Genomic DNA, 16,985 nt, shown 5'->3' with positions numbered 1-16,985 from the left:
TAATTGTATCAGCGGTTTTACAAAGTAATATTCAATCCTAATTTAAAGTTTCTGCCTTTGGTACTAAAACCTCTGGCTTCTACAAAGTCTTTATTCAAAATATTATCTGCTGCCGCAAAAAGGTTTAGTCTGTTTTTAATAACGGTATAACGGATATTTGCATTTACTAATTGATAATCTTTCAGTATTTCTGAGTTAACAATAGTTTCAAAATCCGGCGCTGGTCCATAAGTACTATACTCTGTATATCTGTCAGATACAAATTGATAAGTAGCACTAAAAGCTAAGCGGTCAGTTGCCTGAAAATCAATTGCCGAATTTACCTTATGCTTCGGGTTTAAAACTCTTGACTGCTTCTGCATTTCTGTAAAAGTGTAATTAGCACTCCATTTTAATTTGTTTGTCAATTGATACGAAAACATAGTTTCAAATCCTCTGGCTTTATTAATTCCTGAAATATTATAATATTCATAAGTACTCAAATCAAAACCAATAGCATCAGTTTCATCTCTCAAAAAAGCTATAGATGTGAAAGTCAGTTTTTTATTTAATAATTCTAATTCCACTCCTGCTTCCAGTGTTTTATCTTTTTCAGCAACCAAATTCTCATCACCATAAGAAGAATATAACTGATACAAACTAGGTGCTATAAAAGCGGAACTGTAAGAAGCCAATAATTTTATTGGTGTATTTGGTATAGAATACGAAGGATTTAAGTTAAAAACCCAATTATTTCCAAACATACTATGAATGGTATAACGTGCTCCGGCATTAAAATTGAATCCAAAATCAGAGTTATAAACTGCAGTTACATAAGGATCAATCATATTAAAATTAGCTAATTCAGTACGAATATCTACATAATCACTTTTATTAGACATTTCATGAAATTGAAACTGAGCTCCGGTTACCAGAAATAATTCCGGTAAAATGCTGTATTTATTAAATAAATCGGCATTCACGCTTCTTGATTTATAATACGAAAAACTACCATAATTAAAAAGAGCCCTGTCCATTACATTTGCACTCGAGTTAAGGACAATTTCACCATTGGTGTACTTGTATTTTGGAGAAAAACCAATTCTGTATTGTTCTGAAGTGGCAAAATTCTCGATATTATCAGCAAAAGAACCAGCATCAAAATCATTTTTAATTTTATCATAACTGGCAAAGAAATCCAATGCTAATTTGTTATTTGGTGTAAAACCAAACTTTACAATAGAATTTACTCTGGAAAAATGATCAGCTTCAAAGTTTTCAGTATCCAAGGCCGGTTTAGCTTCAGAAATTCCGGTAGTTTCAGTACTGTTTAAAGAGGCAAAATAATTGAACTTCTCCGATTTTCCGTTAAATGAAAATCCCTGATTGTAATCCTGAGCTGAATAATCCTTATCCTTAGCTGTAGTCTGAGTTCCTACATTCATATACACATTTCCTGCAATGGATTTTTTAGCTGCCTTTTTCAAAGTAATATTAATTACTCCGGTAGCTGCTCCAGAACCATAAAGTGTACTGGCCGCCCCTTTCATTACCTCAATACTTTCTACCTGATCGGCTGAAAGTAAACGTAAATCATAGGACAAACTGATTCCGGAAGCATCGGTAACAGGAACACCATCAATTAAAATTAAAGCCTGATGTCCTCTTCCTCCTCTGATATAAAGACCTAAATCTTTCCCATTTCGGCTCTGATTCCCATTTACTTCTACTCCCGCAACTGTACTCAAAACTGAAGCTACTGATTGTCCGGGTCTCTTTTTTAAGTCATCAGCAGTAATCTTTACAATTACTTTTCCGGATTTTTCTTTTGGTAAAGCAAATTTAGAATCAGAAATAACCACTTCTTCTAATTCATTCGTTCCGGAAAGAACAATTCCTTTTTTTTGCGCCACTGCACAGGTACTTATTAATACGAATAACGCACTAATACGAACGATTTTTTGGTTCATTTTAATAAACATTTAATAACAGCTATTTGCTGTTACATGACTAAAAATGGGAGAAAAGCATAGAATGACCCCATACCCAAACCTTTTTTCCCGAAAGTTTGATACTCGATGTATTAGGCAGGTCTCCTGGCTTGCGTCTTGTTGTTTACCTTCCCATTCCATTTTAGATTTAGGATTTTTGATTTTAGATATAACTAAAATCTGAATTCTAAAATCTATAATTAAAACAGTGGTTTTGCAGATAACAACAAGCTTGATAGCTTACAGTTGCGGGTACAGCTTAGGATTTAAACCTAATTCCCTTTTAATGCCATTTTCAAATAGAAAACAGCAACCTCAATACGGCGGCAAAGATAAAACTTAATTCAGCTAAAAATCAAATTTAAAGTACTATTTGGCTTTACTAGCATAAAGCACTAAAAATCAATTAGTTTAAAACACAAAACAAAATCACAATGTTATTTTTATCACTGCTCCAAAATCTACTTTATTAGAAAAAGCATCTTTTAAAGGTAAATTTGAAACCGTACACAAAATACTTCTGATTACTCCGGCATGAGTTACCAATACTATTTTATTGGTATTATTTTCTGAAACAACTGTCTCAAAAAAATCAGTCACTCGTTCGTGTAAAGCAACAAAAGATTCGCCGTTAGGAACAGCGACATTTACAAAATCGTTCATCCAAGGGCTATAATCGGCTTCGGGAATGGCATTCCAGTTTTTTAATTCCCAATCGCCAAAATGCATTTCCATTAGTCGGGAATCGGTAATAACTGTATCTGATAAATACTTTGCTAATTGGGTACAACGCAACAACGGACTGGAATAAACAATAACATCAGCTGGAATTTGGCTTTTTATACTTTCAAATTGATCCAAATAAGGTTCTTTCAAATCCACATCACTTTGTCCGTAGCAAATGCCTTTTTCACAAACTGTCTCCGTGTGTCGGACTAAATAAATTTCCATAATGCAATTGCTGATAAATAAAAAACTACTTCACAAACCTGCTGTGTTGCTCCCAGACAATCTCCAGTGTAACCATCAATCCATTTTTGGAAATAGCGAGCCAGAAAATATCGGAATATGAAAACAGGAATAACAACTAGCAACATTTGTGCGTAAATGAATGAAAGAGCAAAAAGTGGTAACAATCCAAAAAAGAAAGCCCCAATAACTTCTCTCCATGTAAAATTCTGAGCAATGGGTTTGCTTTTACTCGTGGCATCTTCTCTGGAATATTCATGAGTAAAAACAATGGAAATTGCCGCTAATCGGCTCAAACTATGAGCAGTGATCAAAAGAAGTAAAACTCCCAAACCCGAATCCGATATTTGAACTTTATTTGTTAACTGAACTAAACTCTGAAACTTTAATAAAAAAAGTAAAACTATACCAATAGCTCCATAAGCTCCTATGGCACTGTCTTTCATAATTAGAAGAATCTTTTCCTTAGTCCATCCGCCACCAAAACCATCACATACATCGGCAAAACCATCTTCATGAAAAGCGCCTGTAACCAGAATACTGGCAATAATTGATAAAATAACCGCTATTTCATTCGAAAAAACAAAAGCCGAAAGATAATAAACCACAAAGCTTATTCCGCCTACAATCCAGCCGATAAGCGGAAAATAACGGGAAGCTTTGTTTAAATAATCCGGATGATGATTGATGTTTTTGGGACAGGGAATTCGGGTATAAAATAGTACTGCGGTAAAAAATATATGGAGTTCTTTTTTCATTTTGTTTAAATATCAATATCATTTTGGCTAAAGCCAATAAAATTCACAACCTACAAGCCAACAGCTAAAGCTGTTGGCAATTCAAGCTAAAGCTCCTACCTTTGAATTGTCTCCAGCTTTAGCTGGAGAAACCTTGATTAAAATCATTAATGGCTTCAGCCAAACTATTTATCATTAATCTTCTTAAATCCATATTTATCAATGAATTCATCATATTCTTCTTGAAATGTTTTCTTTTTATGATGTTCTTCTTGATTTTTGATATAATCTCGAACTTTGTCAATAATCGATTCCGAAACAGAAACGGCAAAATATTCATCTTGCCATTCAAACTTTGCTTTAGTCAAACCGTTCTTATTTATCCAGAATGAAGACTCTCCTTTTATTAATTGCATTATTTTTTGAATATTTTGATCAACACCCAATGAAATAAGACAATGACAATGATCAGCATATCCATTTATAAAATCTATAAAAATCCCTTTTTGAACTGCATTTTCTCGTATATGCTGCCAAACTTTTTGACGCAATTCTATTGAATCTAAATAAGGAAATCTATTTTTAGTACTCCAAACACAATGAATATATACTTTAACAAAAGGCATAATTGTATTTTTAAATTGTTTTATTTTTTTGGCTAAAGCCAATCAAAGATTTATCTTTCTCTCTCCAATAGCTATTGGCAATTCATTAAAAAAATTCTAATTGCTTTAAATCTCGGAATATCAAATCTCCTTTTTAATTGCCTCCAGATTTATCTGGAGATTTCCAAATTTCTTTTATATTGGCTTTAGCCAAAAAAATCTATTTCTCACTCACTCCGGCACTTTCAAAACTAGCCATATCATTTAAAAAAGCCACAGCCGATTCTATTATTGGGAAAACCAAAGCACAGCCAGTTCCTTCGCCCAAACGTAAATCAAGCTGAAGTACTGCTGAGACATTCAAATATCCCAATAGTTTCTTATGAGCTTTTTCCGCCGATTGATGACTGAAAATAGCATTTTTTAGTATTTCAGGATTCTTTTTGTACGCTACCAAAAAAGCCACACTACAAATAAAACCATCCACTAAAAAAATCATATTTTGATGATAAGCCTCCAGCATTCCTCCTGCCATTTGCAAAATTTCAAATCCGCCAAAGTAGGTCAGATAACTATCTAGATCCTTTTCTCCATCGTAATTAGCAATGGCTTTTCTAAGAATGTCTATCTTGAATTGTAATTTTTCATCATTCACTCCTGTCCCTCTGCCCACACAATCTTCAATAGAAAAATTACACAACATACTCATTAAAACTGAAGCCGTAGCGGTGTTACCAATTCCCATTTCGCCAAAACCAACACAATTACTACCCTGTTTTGCAAGGTTTGTTACAATTTCAGCTCCTTTGGTAAAACACAATTCCATTTGCTTTTTACTCATCGCCGGGCCGTTTAAAAATGAATGTGTTCCTTTGTCAATCTTAGCCGAAATAAGTGCTGTATTAGATGGAAAATCATAATTCACACCAGCATCAACTATTGAAAGTGCAATATTATTTTGCTTGCAAAACACATTGATCGCCGCACCGCCTTCTAGGAAATTAGTCAACATTTGGCGGGTAACATCCTGCGGATAGGCACTTACACCATGCTGAGCAATTCCGTGATCAGCAGCAAAAACCACAATGTGAGGTTTAGTTATTTTAGGTTCCAAAGTTTGAAAAACAGTACCAATTTGCAGTGCTATTTTTTCCAAAACACCTAAAGAACCTGTCGGTTTTGTTTTTTGATCTATTTTATGTTGCAAAGCAGTTATAGAAAAAGCTGCATTAGATTTTGCAACAGCTTTTACTTCCGTTTGTTTTTTATCAATTGCTGAAAGTTCGTTTATTTCTGTTATACAAGGGGCTTCCGATTTTTGTTTCCAATGCAGCTGTTGTAACATGGGTTGGTTGTCATAATTGGTTGCAGGTTTGCCTACGCAAAAATATCCCAGCGGTTCAATATATTCTGGTAAACCCAGTATTTTTTTGAATTCGTAATAATTCAAAATCGAGACCCAGCCCATAGAATAGCCTTGTTCCGTAAGTGAAAGCCAAATATTTTGCGCCGCACAAACTGCACTAAATTTAATCGCTTCATTACTCCCCACAGTTCCAATAGTAAAATGATTCAGCACCGAACGATCGTAACAAATTACCAATCCCAACGGAGCGTCCTCAATTGCTTCGAGTTTTAAATTTTGATATTGTTCCTTTTGGGATTCATCATCGGTACTTTTTGCTGCTTTTTTATCATATTCCAAAAACAATTCTTTGATAGCTTTCTTAACTTCAGCTGACTTAATAAGATAATACCTAGTAGCTTCAGTCAAACCAACAGAAGGCGCCCAATGTCCTGCCTGCAACGCTTTTTCAATAACAGCATCAGGAACGGCATCATTGGTAAAATGACGGGTATCGCGACGGGATTTTATTATTTCGTCTAATGTTTGCATGGAATATGATATTTTTTTTCATCGTCTTAGCCCTCTCAGACTGAACTTGAAAATTATGACTTAATTCTAATTTATGCTTTCTGAATACTGCTCACTTATTCCCAAACTACAAAACAATAGTCATTATGCTCTACAGTTTTAAAAATGGGCAATGTTATTTTATCTGAAAACAAAGGACAATAAATTACCATGGTGTGAAATTCTCCATTTTCACCGCATGGATCAATACCTTTAGCTGCTAATTCGAGCGCTAATTCTTTGGTTAGAACCTTTCCCAAATAAGACTCACCCATCATGGTATTACAGGAAACAATCATCGTTTCTATCCCGCTTTCAATCATTTCATTCACTAAAATAATGCGGTCTTGTTGCCACAAAGGCAAAATAGCCTCTAAATCAGCCGCTTTACAAACTTTCTCTTCCCAATCTCTATGAGGCTGCAAATCGATATCTCCAAAAACGGCAGCATCTAACTCAAAATTGGCTTTCAACTTTTTTAAAATACCAATAAACTTTTCCTCATAATCACCCCAGGTTGCTGGAACCGTTTCTATCGGTAATTGCATTTTTTGTGCCTGCTGATGCAAAATGGATAAAGGCAAACCATGCGAACGCGAAATCTTTCCGTTTTCATTCATCATGTTCAGTAAAACTTTTGGCTTCAATCCTAGCTTTACTGCCTGCATCATCGCATAACAGCTGTCTTTTCCACCAGACCATGAGGTTACAAAATTCATAATCCTCCTTTTATCGTTACCGGAATTCCGGAAACCATTAATATTACTTTATCAGCTTTTTGAGCTAAATATTGATTCATCCAACCTTGTAATTCGGTAAATTTTCGACCAATATGTGTATCAGCATGAACACCCATTCCTATTTCATTCGAAATAATGATAATAGTTGCATTGGGTTGATTGGCAACAGATTCAAATTCGGATTTGGCCTGAATCAAACTCGATTCCACATCATTTTTTGTATCTACAAAAAAATTAGTCAACCATAAAGTTACGCAATCAATCACAGCAACATGCCCTGAAAAATCAATTTCACTCAAAAATTTTTCTTTTTCAATATTAATCCAACGTTCGTCTCTGTCTTTTTGATGGCGGTCAATACGCTTCTGGAAATCATCATCCCATTTTCGTGCTGTAGCCACATACATTGGTCGTTCTGATAATTCTTTGGCTAAATTTTCGGCATAACTACTCTTTCCGGAGCGTTCCCCTCCTGTTACAAAGTAAATCATTTTAATTGTTAATGATAAATGGTTAATTATTAATTCTAATTGTTTTTTATAATGAATGTTTCTGTTCGCATAACTCATAACTCACAACTCATAACTCATAACTTTTTTAATACGGACAATGACGGCAACCATTGCCACAACAATTCCCTCTTTTGAGATGAAACCAGGCTTTGAAAACATAATTTCCGTTTTCCAGATAGTAATCAATTCCTTCTATTAAATGAGTCGTTTTGGGTAAATCTTTGGCTTTGTTATCTAATGCATTTTCCGGTGAAACCGTAGTTATGTATTCCTCAATTTTAAGCGAACAGCTCTTTTTAAAACAATTGGGACAAAGACAATCTCCTTCTTCGGAAAAATTAAAAATGGGTGGAAAATCATTGCACCAACATTTCTTCTGTTCCGAAATATCTCCGCAATCAAAGGAAGTTCCACAACCGGAACAGCGTTTTAGCTTTATAGTATTCATGAGGTAAAGATACCATTTGTTCATTTTTTTATCCTAAAAAATAAACAGTAATTTTTACAATTTCATATACCTTTGCTTGCAAATAAATTTTGATGATGAATTCTTTTTATAATAAAATCCTGTTTCTAATACTCTTTTTAAGTTTTTCCGCTTGCAAAAAGAATGAAAAAACAACCTCTGTTTCAGCAGCAACTGAAAAAAATGAAATTGAATATTCGACGAATCTTTCTATTCATAAATACGATGGTTATTCGATAGTTAAAGTTTTAAACCCCTGGCCGGATGCCAATAAAGATTTTGTGTACATCCTGAAAGAAAAAAACACAGCCGTTCCAGACAGTTTACAAAAGTATACCCAAATCACAGTTCCTCTGAAATCCATTGTAGTGACTTCAACAACTAATATTCCGTTTTTAGAAATGCTGGGAGTTGAAAAATCCTTAGCGGGATTTCCCCATACCGATTATGTTTCTTCTGAAAAAACCCGTAAATTAATTGATGCCGGAATTGTTAAAAATGTGGGGCAAAATGAACGCTTAAACATGGAAAAGCTGATTGATTTAGCTCCTGAAGCTATTATAACTTTTGGTATCGACAACAACAATCCGATGATTGCCAATTTAGAAAAAAATGGCTTAAAAGTACTCATTCAGGCCGATTGGATGGAGCAATCGCCACTGGGAAAAGCCGAATGGATTAAACTTTATGCTGCTCTATTCGGTAAAGAAAAAGAAGGCAAAATACTGTTTGACAATATTGTAAAAAGTTATAACGATGCTTTGCGATTAGTTGCCGGTGAAAAAGCTGAAAAAACAGTTCTATACGGTTCAATGTACCAAAACCAATGGTATGTGGCCAAAGGTAACAGCTGGGTAGCTCAATTTATGAAAGATGCCAAATCCAATTATTTATGGGCGGATACAAAAGGAAGCGGAAGCTTAGGTTTATCGTTTGAAAATATATTAGAGAAAGCCAAAAATGCTGATATCTGGATAGCCACAGGCTCATTTAAAAATACAAGAGAATTAGGTGACAGCAATCCGCATTACGAGCAGTTTAATGCTTTTGCTACTAAAAACGTTTATACCTTTGAAAGCAAATTAGGAGCCACAGGAGGAACTGTTTATTACGAATTGGCTCCTAGCCGACCTGATTTGGTTTTAAAAGATTATATCAAAATTTTTCATCCTGATTTACTTCCGGACTACCATTTTACATTTGTACAAAAACTAAATTAGTCTGACTTGAAAAATCAAAAAAGAAATACTATTTTATTCTTATACCTGATAGCAGGGGTGCTTTTTTTGTTTTTTGCAAACATTAGTCTGGGATCTGTAACGATTCCGTTCAAAGAAATTTTTCAGAGTTTAACTGGCGGACAAGCCAGTAAATCTACCTGGGAATACATTATTATCAATTATCGTTTACCTAAAGCTATTACAGTAGTTTTAGTGGGAACCGGACTTTCAATAAGTGGTTTATTAATGCAAACTTTGTTTAGAAATCCATTAGCAGGACCTTATGTTTTAGGATTGAGTTCAGGGGCAAGTTTGGGAGTTGCTTTTGTGATTTTGGGGGCGGGCTTACTTCCCGTTTTTTTACAGCAGCTAGTGCTCTCGTCCTACGGAATTGTTTTAGCTTCAACCCTGGGGAGTTCCTTTGTATTATTAGCCGTTTTATTGGTTTCCGTGCGATTACGCGACACCATGAGTATTCTGATTGTAGGCTTAATGTTTGGCAGTTTAAGCACAGCCATCGTAGGAACATTAAGTTATTTTAGCACTGCCGAACAATTGCAGAAATTTACTTTCTGGTCGTTAGGAAATTTGGGAAACCTTTCCTGGACATCTATTAGCATTTTAGCTCTTTGTGTATCTGTTGGTTTATTATTGACTTTAGGCAGTATTAAATCACTGAATGCCTTGCTTCTTGGCGAAAATTATGCCCGGAGTCTGGGCATGAACTACAAGAAATCCCGATTGATTATTATTCTGGCCACCAGTATTCTGGCAGGAAGCATTACTGCTTTTGCCGGTCCAATAGCTTTTATAGGTCTGGCAGTTCCTCATATTGCCAAATTGGTTTTCCAAACCAGTAATCACAAGATTTTATTCTGGAGCAGTCTCCTTTTTGGTGCCGTTATCATGTTAATCTGTGATACTATCTCACAGGTTCCGGGTGGCGATATTACCTTACCTATTAATGCGGTGACTTCTATTTTTGGTGCGCCAATAGTGATTTGGTTGTTGCTAAGAAAACAGAAAATGGTGGGTTAATTTTCTTTTTATTCACTGATAATTTGCGAATTTGCGGTAAAAAATTAAAGTTGAACCAACACAACTCCTCACACAAAATCATTGACATATCTCTAAAAATATATAAGAAACCGAATCTATTTTGTTAGATTTTGAAAATTCAGGCTTTATAAACCGTATTCTGTTAATATTTTGTACTTTTATGAGTTTCAAAAACAGAATAAATCCTTAAATTCGCAGTCTCAATTAATTTAGAAATACATACAAGGTGAAAACTGCTTGTACAAATTTCATTTTGGACAACGTAAAAAATAAATTAGAATAAAAAGGCTTGAGCTTGCTCATTGCATTTCAACAATAAAAAACAAAAAATACATAGAAATGAAATACGACGTTATTGTTTTAGGAAGTGGTCCGGGCGGATATGTAACTGCCATCAGAGCATCACAATTAGGCTTTAAAGTAGCCGTAGTTGAAAAAGAAAATTTAGGTGGAGTTTGTTTGAACTGGGGTTGTATCCCAACAAAAGCTTTACTGAAATCCGCTCAGGTTTTTGATTATCTAAAACATGCTTCCGATTACGGATTGACAGTTTCTGAGTTTGATAAAGATTTCCCTGCTGTGGTTCAGCGTAGCCGAAATGTTGCTGAGGGAATGAGCAAAGGGGTTACTTTTCTAATGAAGAAAAATAAAATTGACGTTATTAATGGTTTTGGAAAACTAAAACCAGGTAAAAAAATTGACGTTACTGATAAAGACAATAAAGTTACTGAATACAGTGCCGATCATATTATCATTGCTACAGGTGCCCGCTCTCGTGAGTTGCCTAACTTACCTCAGGATGGTGTAAAAGTAATTGGTTACCGTCAGGCGATGACTTTGCCAACACAACCTAAAAAAATGATCATCGTAGGTTCAGGAGCTATCGGAGTGGAATTTGCTCACTTCTACAACTCAATGGGAACTGAGGTTACTATCGTTGAATTTATGCCAAATGTAGTTCCTGTAGAAGACGAAGATATCTCAAAAGAATTTGAAAAATCTTTGAAAAAATCCGGAATCACTGTAATGACAAACTCTTCTGTGGAGAAAATCGACACTAAAGGAGACGGAGTTAAAGCATTTGTAAAAACAGCTAAAGGAGAAATTGAACTTGAAGCTGACATCCTGCTTTCTGCTGTTGGAATTAAAACCAACATCGAAAACATTGGTTTAGAAGAAGTAGGAATTGCTACTGACAGAGATAAAATCTTAGTAAACGCTTACAACGCAACAAATATTCCTGGTTACTACGCTATTGGTGATGTAACTCCGGGACAGGCTTTGGCTCACGTAGCTTCTGCTGAAGGAATCAACTGTGTGGAGAAAATTGCTGGAATGCACGTTCAGCCTATCGATTACGGAAACGTACCGGGTTGTACGTATGCTACTCCTGAGATTGCTTCAGTAGGTTTAACTGAAAAAGCAGCCAGAGAAAAAGGATACGATTTAAAAATTGGAAAATTCCCTTTCATAGCTTCAGGAAAAGCAAAAGCTGCCGGAAATGCTGATGGATTTGTAAAAGTAATCTTTGATGCTAAATACGGAGAATGGTTAGGATGTCACATGATTGGTGCCGGAGTTACTGATATGATTGCTGAGGCAGTTGTAGCCCGTAAACTGGAAACTACAGGTCACGAAATCCTGAAATCAATTCACCCACACCCAACCATGAGTGAGGCAGTTATGGAAGCCGTTGCCGCTGCTTACGGTGAAGTTATTCACATCTAGTAATCAGTCAACAGTTACAGACTAAAATTATAGAATCCGATTGGTGTAAACCAGTCGGATTTTTTTTTTGGGGTATTTTTTTTGGGCGTGCCCCTGCTTCCACTCCGTTCCATCAGCGTCGGGCTGTACGCTCCCGCTTTTATAGTTTCCATAAATATAATCGGAAAAACGAAAAGTAATCATTTTTCAAACGAAAAGTATCAAAATAAACCTAAAGCCAGCACCTAACAGTACTGGCTATTTAATTACAGTTTAAACACCATTTAACCCACGTTTAAATTAAACTTAACCGCTTCACCGTTCAATAGCTGCTTAGTACCTTCGATATTGTTCTCATAAATATGAACATTGCCCAAAAATAACGTGATAGACTTCAACGGTACATTAATTTGTTTACTTATCAAATACAAGTGATATATATCACTGGGTAATCCTAATGAAGCGTCAGAACTACGCTGATATGCACTTAAGATAAGTTTTCCTTTCTCTATCTGGAACTGTATCAAACTAAGGCACGGCTGTTGGTTGCTCTCGGTGTTGTTAGAACCAAGGAACAGCACATAATTCTTTGAGTTGCGTTTCTCTTTATTGATCTTTTCAATCAATTTTGGTAACTGCTCGAAGTATGTAGGATAGCTATTCACTAAAATAGGACCGCAATAATCCCACCAGCTTACGCCTATGCCACGATAAGCCTCTGTTGAACGTTCGCCCTGCATAAATAAATTTAATTCATCCTTGAGCTTCTTTTTGGCTAATCCGTGACTTTCAAATAATTCCAATAAGTCAATTGGTTTTAGCTCTAGTTTTTCATTCAACAAATAAGTTATTGATCCTTTTTTGTTTTGCTGTACTTTTCCTTTTTGGGTAATTTTACTTAAAATTTCGTGGTATTTATTCATTTTGATTGTATTATATTTGCAACTCTCACGATAATTTAAAACATACGAAAGCCACAACATTAGAAGACCTATGTCCTCCAACGCTGTGGCTTTATGCTTAATTAAATTACCGTGAGAAGTTTTTAATTTGTTGGAGGACTATTTTTTATTCCCGCCTCCTGGGAAATACTATTCTTGTACCGGTAACACCCCATACAATGAAATAAAATAGTTCATTGCTAAGTAAGGGTTTTGAATATCAACAGATTCACTGGCACCAACACTACCTGTATTCCCAGATGTTTCAAATCCATTTAACTTAGAAGTTCCTGTTAACGTTTCTGTGTATAAACTTGCAGAAGCTAATCCTATATACATACCACCTGGTACAGATTCATCAGCTGATTCATCAGAAACTCTTAGCTCTGTTTTTAAAGTTCCTGAATCGTGCTGGTGAGATGGTAAATTCTCTTGTGATAATTGTACAGAAGAACTACCTCCAACAGCACCTAATAGTTTAGTAGCAGATTGATGCACAATCGATCTATCTCGAAGATCGGGCAACTTAAAATTAGTAGTTCCATTACCACCGTAATTGATTCCGATAACTGAAAATAATGCAGGATAATCAGCCGTTTCCAAAGTTTGTCCTTCACATTTCATGAAGCCTTTAGGAGATACATTTGTCGCTAGACAAATAATTTGAGATACAAAAAATTCCATATAATTAATTTATTTAGTTAAGTATTATAATTTTTCTATTAATGTTATATTCAGGCAATGCCATGATATAAGCTGAGTCTAAGTAAGGTTTCGTTGGGTTCTGAAATTGCCCGGTTGCATTAACTCCTACAATGCTGTCAACGAAATAAGTGTTATAGACATAACTCCCGTTAACATCTAATTTATTTAGCTCTAATTGTTTCCCCATCTCAGCGGTAAGAGCTTTAGTTGTTCCGCCAGTTGTTAAGTCATTTACAAGCATCGAGGCTAATGAAGTTTGCATCGATTTAATTGCGTTTGCCAACTCCTGTAGTGTATCAAAATCAATATCATCAGACGCTAACAGTGTATTAATAGTATTGATTTGTGTTTGAATAGTTCCACTACCGGACAAAGCCACCCACTGATTAATTGCGCCATTGTACATAACAAGGCAATTAACAGTACCACCGCCAACAACTGGTGACAAAGCTAGGGGTGACAAAGCATCATTTACATTGGCAATATCTCCGGCTACTCCGGCAGGCAAAGTGGCAACAGTATATCCAAAACTCAATTGAAACCTTGGTGCAACTATTTTAGAATTGGAAGTCCATTTACCTGATCCTGGTACTAAAGTTACTCCAGCTGAAAAATCGCCAAATAAAGGAGCTAAAAATCCCAAAGCGGCATAACCATAGCCCGAGACATAAGTATTCCCCTTTACCTGGTGTTTATAATTGGCACCAATTGAATTCTGAAAACCAACCAAAACACGTTGCTCATAAGGTTGATCATTTACACCAGCGACTAAATCCCCAACGCCATTTCTACTATACAATGATGCAAGTGTATCAACTAAACCTTTCAAGGTTTTCCCCATTTCAGCGGTTAAAGCTTTCGTAGTTCCGCCCGTGGTAAGGTCATTAACCAAAATAGTTTCAAGCCAAGTTTCAACCTCTTTGATGGCGTCAACAATTTCCTGAACTGTATCATAATTAATATCGTCAGAGTTTAAGATTAAGTTAATGGCGTCAATTTGACCTTTCAGAACCTTTCCCTGTTCCGCACTCAACAAAGCATCAGAACCGCCAGTTAATAAATCGTCAACGATATTCAAGTATTGACTTGCAATACGTGCAAGCGCGTCCAATGGTACGTAGCCGTTGACTTCTCCTTTATTGGCTTTGTCTTCTTTTCCGGAAAACAAATCTTCGTGCGCATTAGGATTGGTTAAATGATCAGTCAAAACTGCTCCTTCAGCTTTTGAGTTCAATAGACTCTCAATTTGGTCAATTGCCGTAATTGGTATTTTTTCGTCCTTAAACCAAATCCAATTGAAGAATTGGTAAAATTGAGCTTCCGTAGGTTTTAAATCGGTTTTAAACCAATTTTTAACTGTGTCTTTAAATGCCATAATTCTTTACTTTTTCCAAATTGCTAAATAGCTCACTTCCGCATTTGCACGTGACTCTGTGTTGTTACAAATCACCGTTATGCGGTCAATTTTTAGTTCATAATCACAAAACAAAGCATCGTCTCCGTTTACGTCCCCAGAAAAATAAATCTTATTAATCGAAGGAATGAACGCCTTTAAATGACTCATTGTGTATCCTTCCGGCGGGAAAACATCGACATTGTTTTTCGAAAAATCGCCATGAATACCGTTGCCCAAAGTTCTGTTTTGAGTGAGCAACTGTCCGTACTGGTAATATTCATCTTTATTTTTTTGAGCGCCCTCCTCAACAGTCAGCATTTTCGTGTAAACCAATGCAAAGGCATCCGCCAGTGCATCAAAAGAAGTTTGATCTGCTTTACCCAGTAAACCGGCTGCAATATCCTTCGTGGGAAATCCTTGTTTGAAATCTGCCCAGTTCATTTGCCCTACACCAGTTCCAAAAGTCACATAACGGATTTTTACAGCGGGATAAGTGTTAGCATTTTTGTAAACCAAATTCGTTACATCCTCTTTGATAATAACTGTAGTTTGCTGCACACCGCCACGAAATTCAAAGATTTCACCGTTAACATACACGACACCATTACTCACGGTACCCGTTCCGGTGCATCCTGAAATAATAGTTTTGTCACCTACAATATTTCCAAGCGCGTTGAATATTGTATAAGCCATTTGCATTCTGTCTAATGCGTCTTGGTTCATAGGAAAGCCATTATTCAGCGTAAAGTCCTGTTTATTCATATTGCTATAATTTTATAAAGCTTTCCCGGCAGTTTGTAGAACTCCAGAATTGCTGTTATTTCAATAATTTTATTCGTTACATCATTAGGCACAAAAACAATAAAATCCACTGTTTCACCTCCTTCGCTGTAGTCTAAATCCAGCCACATAGTGTCCAGGTAATAATCTAAGTTTTCTTCGGACTGATAAATGTAGTTTTCATTTACTTCTGGCACTTCATCTATATAAATACGCCTGAGTTCCGGGTCACATTTGTCATTCAAAGCTTTTCGCAAATAACACCTTTGTGAGTTGTAGCTCAGTTTATTTAAGTTGTCATCCCGCATCCGCAACCAGATGTAATGCAAACTAGCGATTGGTGATATCAACGCCCTGAGATAACCAAACAAAACAGGCTTTCGCAAAAACGTAGGCAGCAATAACAAAATCAATCTGTCCCAATCTACTTTATACCACATAAGTCACATTATCAAAGTTAGGAACGGTAAAATAGCCGCTCTCTGGAACAGTTTTAACCGTTATTGGCTGAGCCGGTAAATAAGACTCAGAACCTTTATCATAAATTTGCGTTTCGGCATTAATAATATTTGGAATTTTCACACCTTCGACCAGCTGTAACTTATCTACTAAATGAGCAAGAACCAACTCCCCGTTAAATGGCAGTTCCTTCATATATTGTAAAATAGCCTCCTGAACAGGGTAATTTCCGTTAAGCCTGCTCATGCCATTTTCGTCCAGTACCAAAGCATCATAAAATATTTGAAGCGTTAAAATCAATATATCCGGTTGCGTGTTAATCACCAGATACTTCACGCCACAATCGGCTATTTCTTTAATGTAAGTGTCAAATGCCGCTTTTTGGGAATCAGTGATCGGAGCTAAAACTCCGCCATTTTCTGAAGCAATTTTAATAAGCAGTTGACCAGCGTTTGGAGTTACCGCGCTGTAGGTAATAATCTTTGAAGCTTGGATTTCTTCATCAGTAAACCCAGTATTGTCGTATTTATCACTGTCTTCTATCAAATCAAAACCGTACTGAAATGCTTTAGCTTTAGTACGATACCAACTCGGACGGTGTGGCATTTTTTGCTCAATTATATCCTCAACTTCTTTTTTGTGGGTGTCGAAAAGCATTTCAAGAACCCATATTGAAAAAGAAACCACAAATACAAACAGTCGGTAAAGAGCTGTTTTACTCGTAGAATTCAACTCAACTAAATTTTCATCCGCTCCAATGCGGGTAAATATTTCCTGTTGTATCGCCTGTATTGTTCTTGCCAT

The 16,985-nt window shown here is 35.9% G+C and carries 17 protein-coding genes and 1 riboswitch; of the genes, 3 read left to right on the top strand and 14 right to left on the bottom strand.

Going from position 1 to position 16,985, the window contains the following annotated elements; genetic code table 11:
• Positions 1–17: 17 nt before the first annotated feature.
• The 8 genes from ACSV4D_RS09595 to ACSV4D_RS09560 form a co-directional block, all read right to left on the bottom strand.
• Positions 18–1,949, bottom strand: a complete 1,932-nt coding sequence (locus ACSV4D_RS09595) for a TonB-dependent receptor plug domain-containing protein (RefSeq protein ID WP_439228113.1) — start codon at positions 1,947–1,949, stop codon at positions 18–20.
• A gap of 99 nt (positions 1,950–2,048) precedes the next feature.
• Positions 2,049–2,304, bottom strand: a riboswitch (cobalamin riboswitch).
• A 95-nt stretch (positions 2,305–2,399) separates the two neighbouring features.
• Positions 2,400–2,921, bottom strand: a complete 522-nt coding sequence (gene cobC, locus ACSV4D_RS09590) for an alpha-ribazole phosphatase (protein ID WP_439228112.1) — start codon at positions 2,919–2,921, stop codon at positions 2,400–2,402.
• The gene (locus tag ACSV4D_RS09585; RefSeq protein ID WP_439228111.1) at positions 2,906–3,697 is read right to left on the bottom strand and encodes an adenosylcobinamide-GDP ribazoletransferase; all 792 of its coding nucleotides are present in this window, start codon (positions 3,695–3,697) and stop codon (positions 2,906–2,908) included. Before ACSV4D_RS09585 ends, cobC begins: the two co-directional genes overlap by 16 nt.
• Before the next feature lie 164 nt (positions 3,698–3,861).
• Positions 3,862–4,302: an IS200/IS605 family transposase gene (gene tnpA, locus ACSV4D_RS09580; RefSeq protein ID WP_439228195.1), complete on the bottom strand. Its 441-nt coding sequence runs from the start codon at positions 4,300–4,302 to the stop codon at positions 3,862–3,864.
• Between the two features lie 199 nt (positions 4,303–4,501).
• Positions 4,502–6,178 carry a nicotinate-nucleotide--dimethylbenzimidazole phosphoribosyltransferase gene (cobT, locus tag ACSV4D_RS09575; RefSeq protein WP_439228110.1) on the bottom strand — a complete coding sequence of 559 codons (1,677 nt, stop codon included), beginning with the start codon at positions 6,176–6,178 and terminating at the stop codon, positions 4,502–4,504.
• 95 nt (positions 6,179–6,273) lie between these two features.
• Positions 6,274–6,915 (bottom strand): diphthine--ammonia ligase, encoded by a 642-nt coding sequence (locus ACSV4D_RS09570; RefSeq protein WP_439228109.1) that lies wholly within the window; start codon positions 6,913–6,915, stop codon positions 6,274–6,276.
• Positions 6,912–7,427, bottom strand: a complete 516-nt coding sequence (gene cobU, locus ACSV4D_RS09565; protein WP_439228108.1) for a bifunctional adenosylcobinamide kinase/adenosylcobinamide-phosphate guanylyltransferase — start codon at positions 7,425–7,427, stop codon at positions 6,912–6,914. The genes ACSV4D_RS09570 and cobU overlap by 4 nt, the downstream gene beginning before the upstream one ends.
• 106 nt (positions 7,428–7,533) lie before the next feature.
• Positions 7,534–7,920 carry a DUF5522 domain-containing protein gene (locus ACSV4D_RS09560; protein WP_439228107.1) on the bottom strand — a complete coding sequence of 129 codons (387 nt, stop codon included), beginning with the start codon at positions 7,918–7,920 and terminating at the stop codon, positions 7,534–7,536.
• A 71-nt stretch (positions 7,921–7,991) separates the two neighbouring features.
• Between ACSV4D_RS09560 and ACSV4D_RS09555 the strand changes: the two genes are divergently transcribed.
• The 3 genes from ACSV4D_RS09555 to lpdA all read left to right on the top strand — a co-directional run bounded on the left by ACSV4D_RS09555 (position 7,992) and on the right by lpdA (position 11,921).
• Positions 7,992–9,134: an ABC transporter substrate-binding protein gene (locus ACSV4D_RS09555; RefSeq protein WP_439228106.1), complete on the top strand. Its 1,143-nt coding sequence runs from the start codon at positions 7,992–7,994 to the stop codon at positions 9,132–9,134.
• Positions 9,135–9,140: 6 nt separating this feature from the next.
• A complete protein-coding gene (locus tag ACSV4D_RS09550; protein ID WP_439228105.1) occupies positions 9,141–10,172 on the top strand; it encodes an iron chelate uptake ABC transporter family permease subunit in 1,032 nt (343 codons plus the stop codon).
• 360 nt (positions 10,173–10,532) lie between these two features.
• Positions 10,533–11,921: a dihydrolipoyl dehydrogenase gene (gene lpdA / locus ACSV4D_RS09545; protein ID WP_439228104.1), complete on the top strand. Its 1,389-nt coding sequence runs from the start codon at positions 10,533–10,535 to the stop codon at positions 11,919–11,921.
• Between the two features lie 263 nt (positions 11,922–12,184).
• On the opposite strand, the gene ACSV4D_RS09540 is transcribed toward lpdA, so the two are convergent.
• The 6 genes from ACSV4D_RS09540 to ACSV4D_RS09515 all read right to left on the bottom strand — a co-directional run bounded on the left by ACSV4D_RS09540 (position 12,185) and on the right by ACSV4D_RS09515 (position 16,985).
• Positions 12,185–12,823, bottom strand: coding sequence for a thymidylate synthase (locus ACSV4D_RS09540; RefSeq protein ID WP_439228103.1), 639 nt, complete (start codon positions 12,821–12,823; stop codon positions 12,185–12,187).
• Between the two features lie 168 nt (positions 12,824–12,991).
• Positions 12,992–13,525 (bottom strand): phage tail protein, encoded by a 534-nt coding sequence (locus ACSV4D_RS09535; RefSeq protein ID WP_439228102.1) that lies wholly within the window; start codon positions 13,523–13,525, stop codon positions 12,992–12,994.
• 13 nt (positions 13,526–13,538) lie between these two features.
• Positions 13,539–14,921, bottom strand: a complete 1,383-nt coding sequence (locus ACSV4D_RS09530; RefSeq protein ID WP_439228101.1) for a hypothetical protein — start codon at positions 14,919–14,921, stop codon at positions 13,539–13,541.
• Positions 14,922–14,927: 6 nt separating this feature from the next.
• The gene (locus tag ACSV4D_RS09525) at positions 14,928–15,704 is read right to left on the bottom strand and encodes a hypothetical protein (protein WP_439228100.1); all 777 of its coding nucleotides are present in this window, start codon (positions 15,702–15,704) and stop codon (positions 14,928–14,930) included.
• Positions 15,701–16,162 carry a hypothetical protein gene (locus ACSV4D_RS09520; protein ID WP_439228099.1) on the bottom strand — a complete coding sequence of 154 codons (462 nt, stop codon included), beginning with the start codon at positions 16,160–16,162 and terminating at the stop codon, positions 15,701–15,703. The genes ACSV4D_RS09525 and ACSV4D_RS09520 overlap by 4 nt, the downstream gene beginning before the upstream one ends.
• The gene (locus ACSV4D_RS09515) at positions 16,152–16,985 is read right to left on the bottom strand and encodes a nucleotidyltransferase (protein WP_439228098.1); all 834 of its coding nucleotides are present in this window, start codon (positions 16,983–16,985) and stop codon (positions 16,152–16,154) included. The genes ACSV4D_RS09520 and ACSV4D_RS09515 overlap by 11 nt, the downstream gene beginning before the upstream one ends.

It is taken from the genome of Flavobacterium sp. ARAG 55.4, assembly GCF_051846875.1.
Classification (GTDB): domain Bacteria; phylum Bacteroidota; class Bacteroidia; order Flavobacteriales; family Flavobacteriaceae; genus Flavobacterium; species Flavobacterium plantiphilum.
Note: the sequence above shows the minus strand (reverse complement) of the source record. Positions and strands in the feature narration are given on the sequence as shown.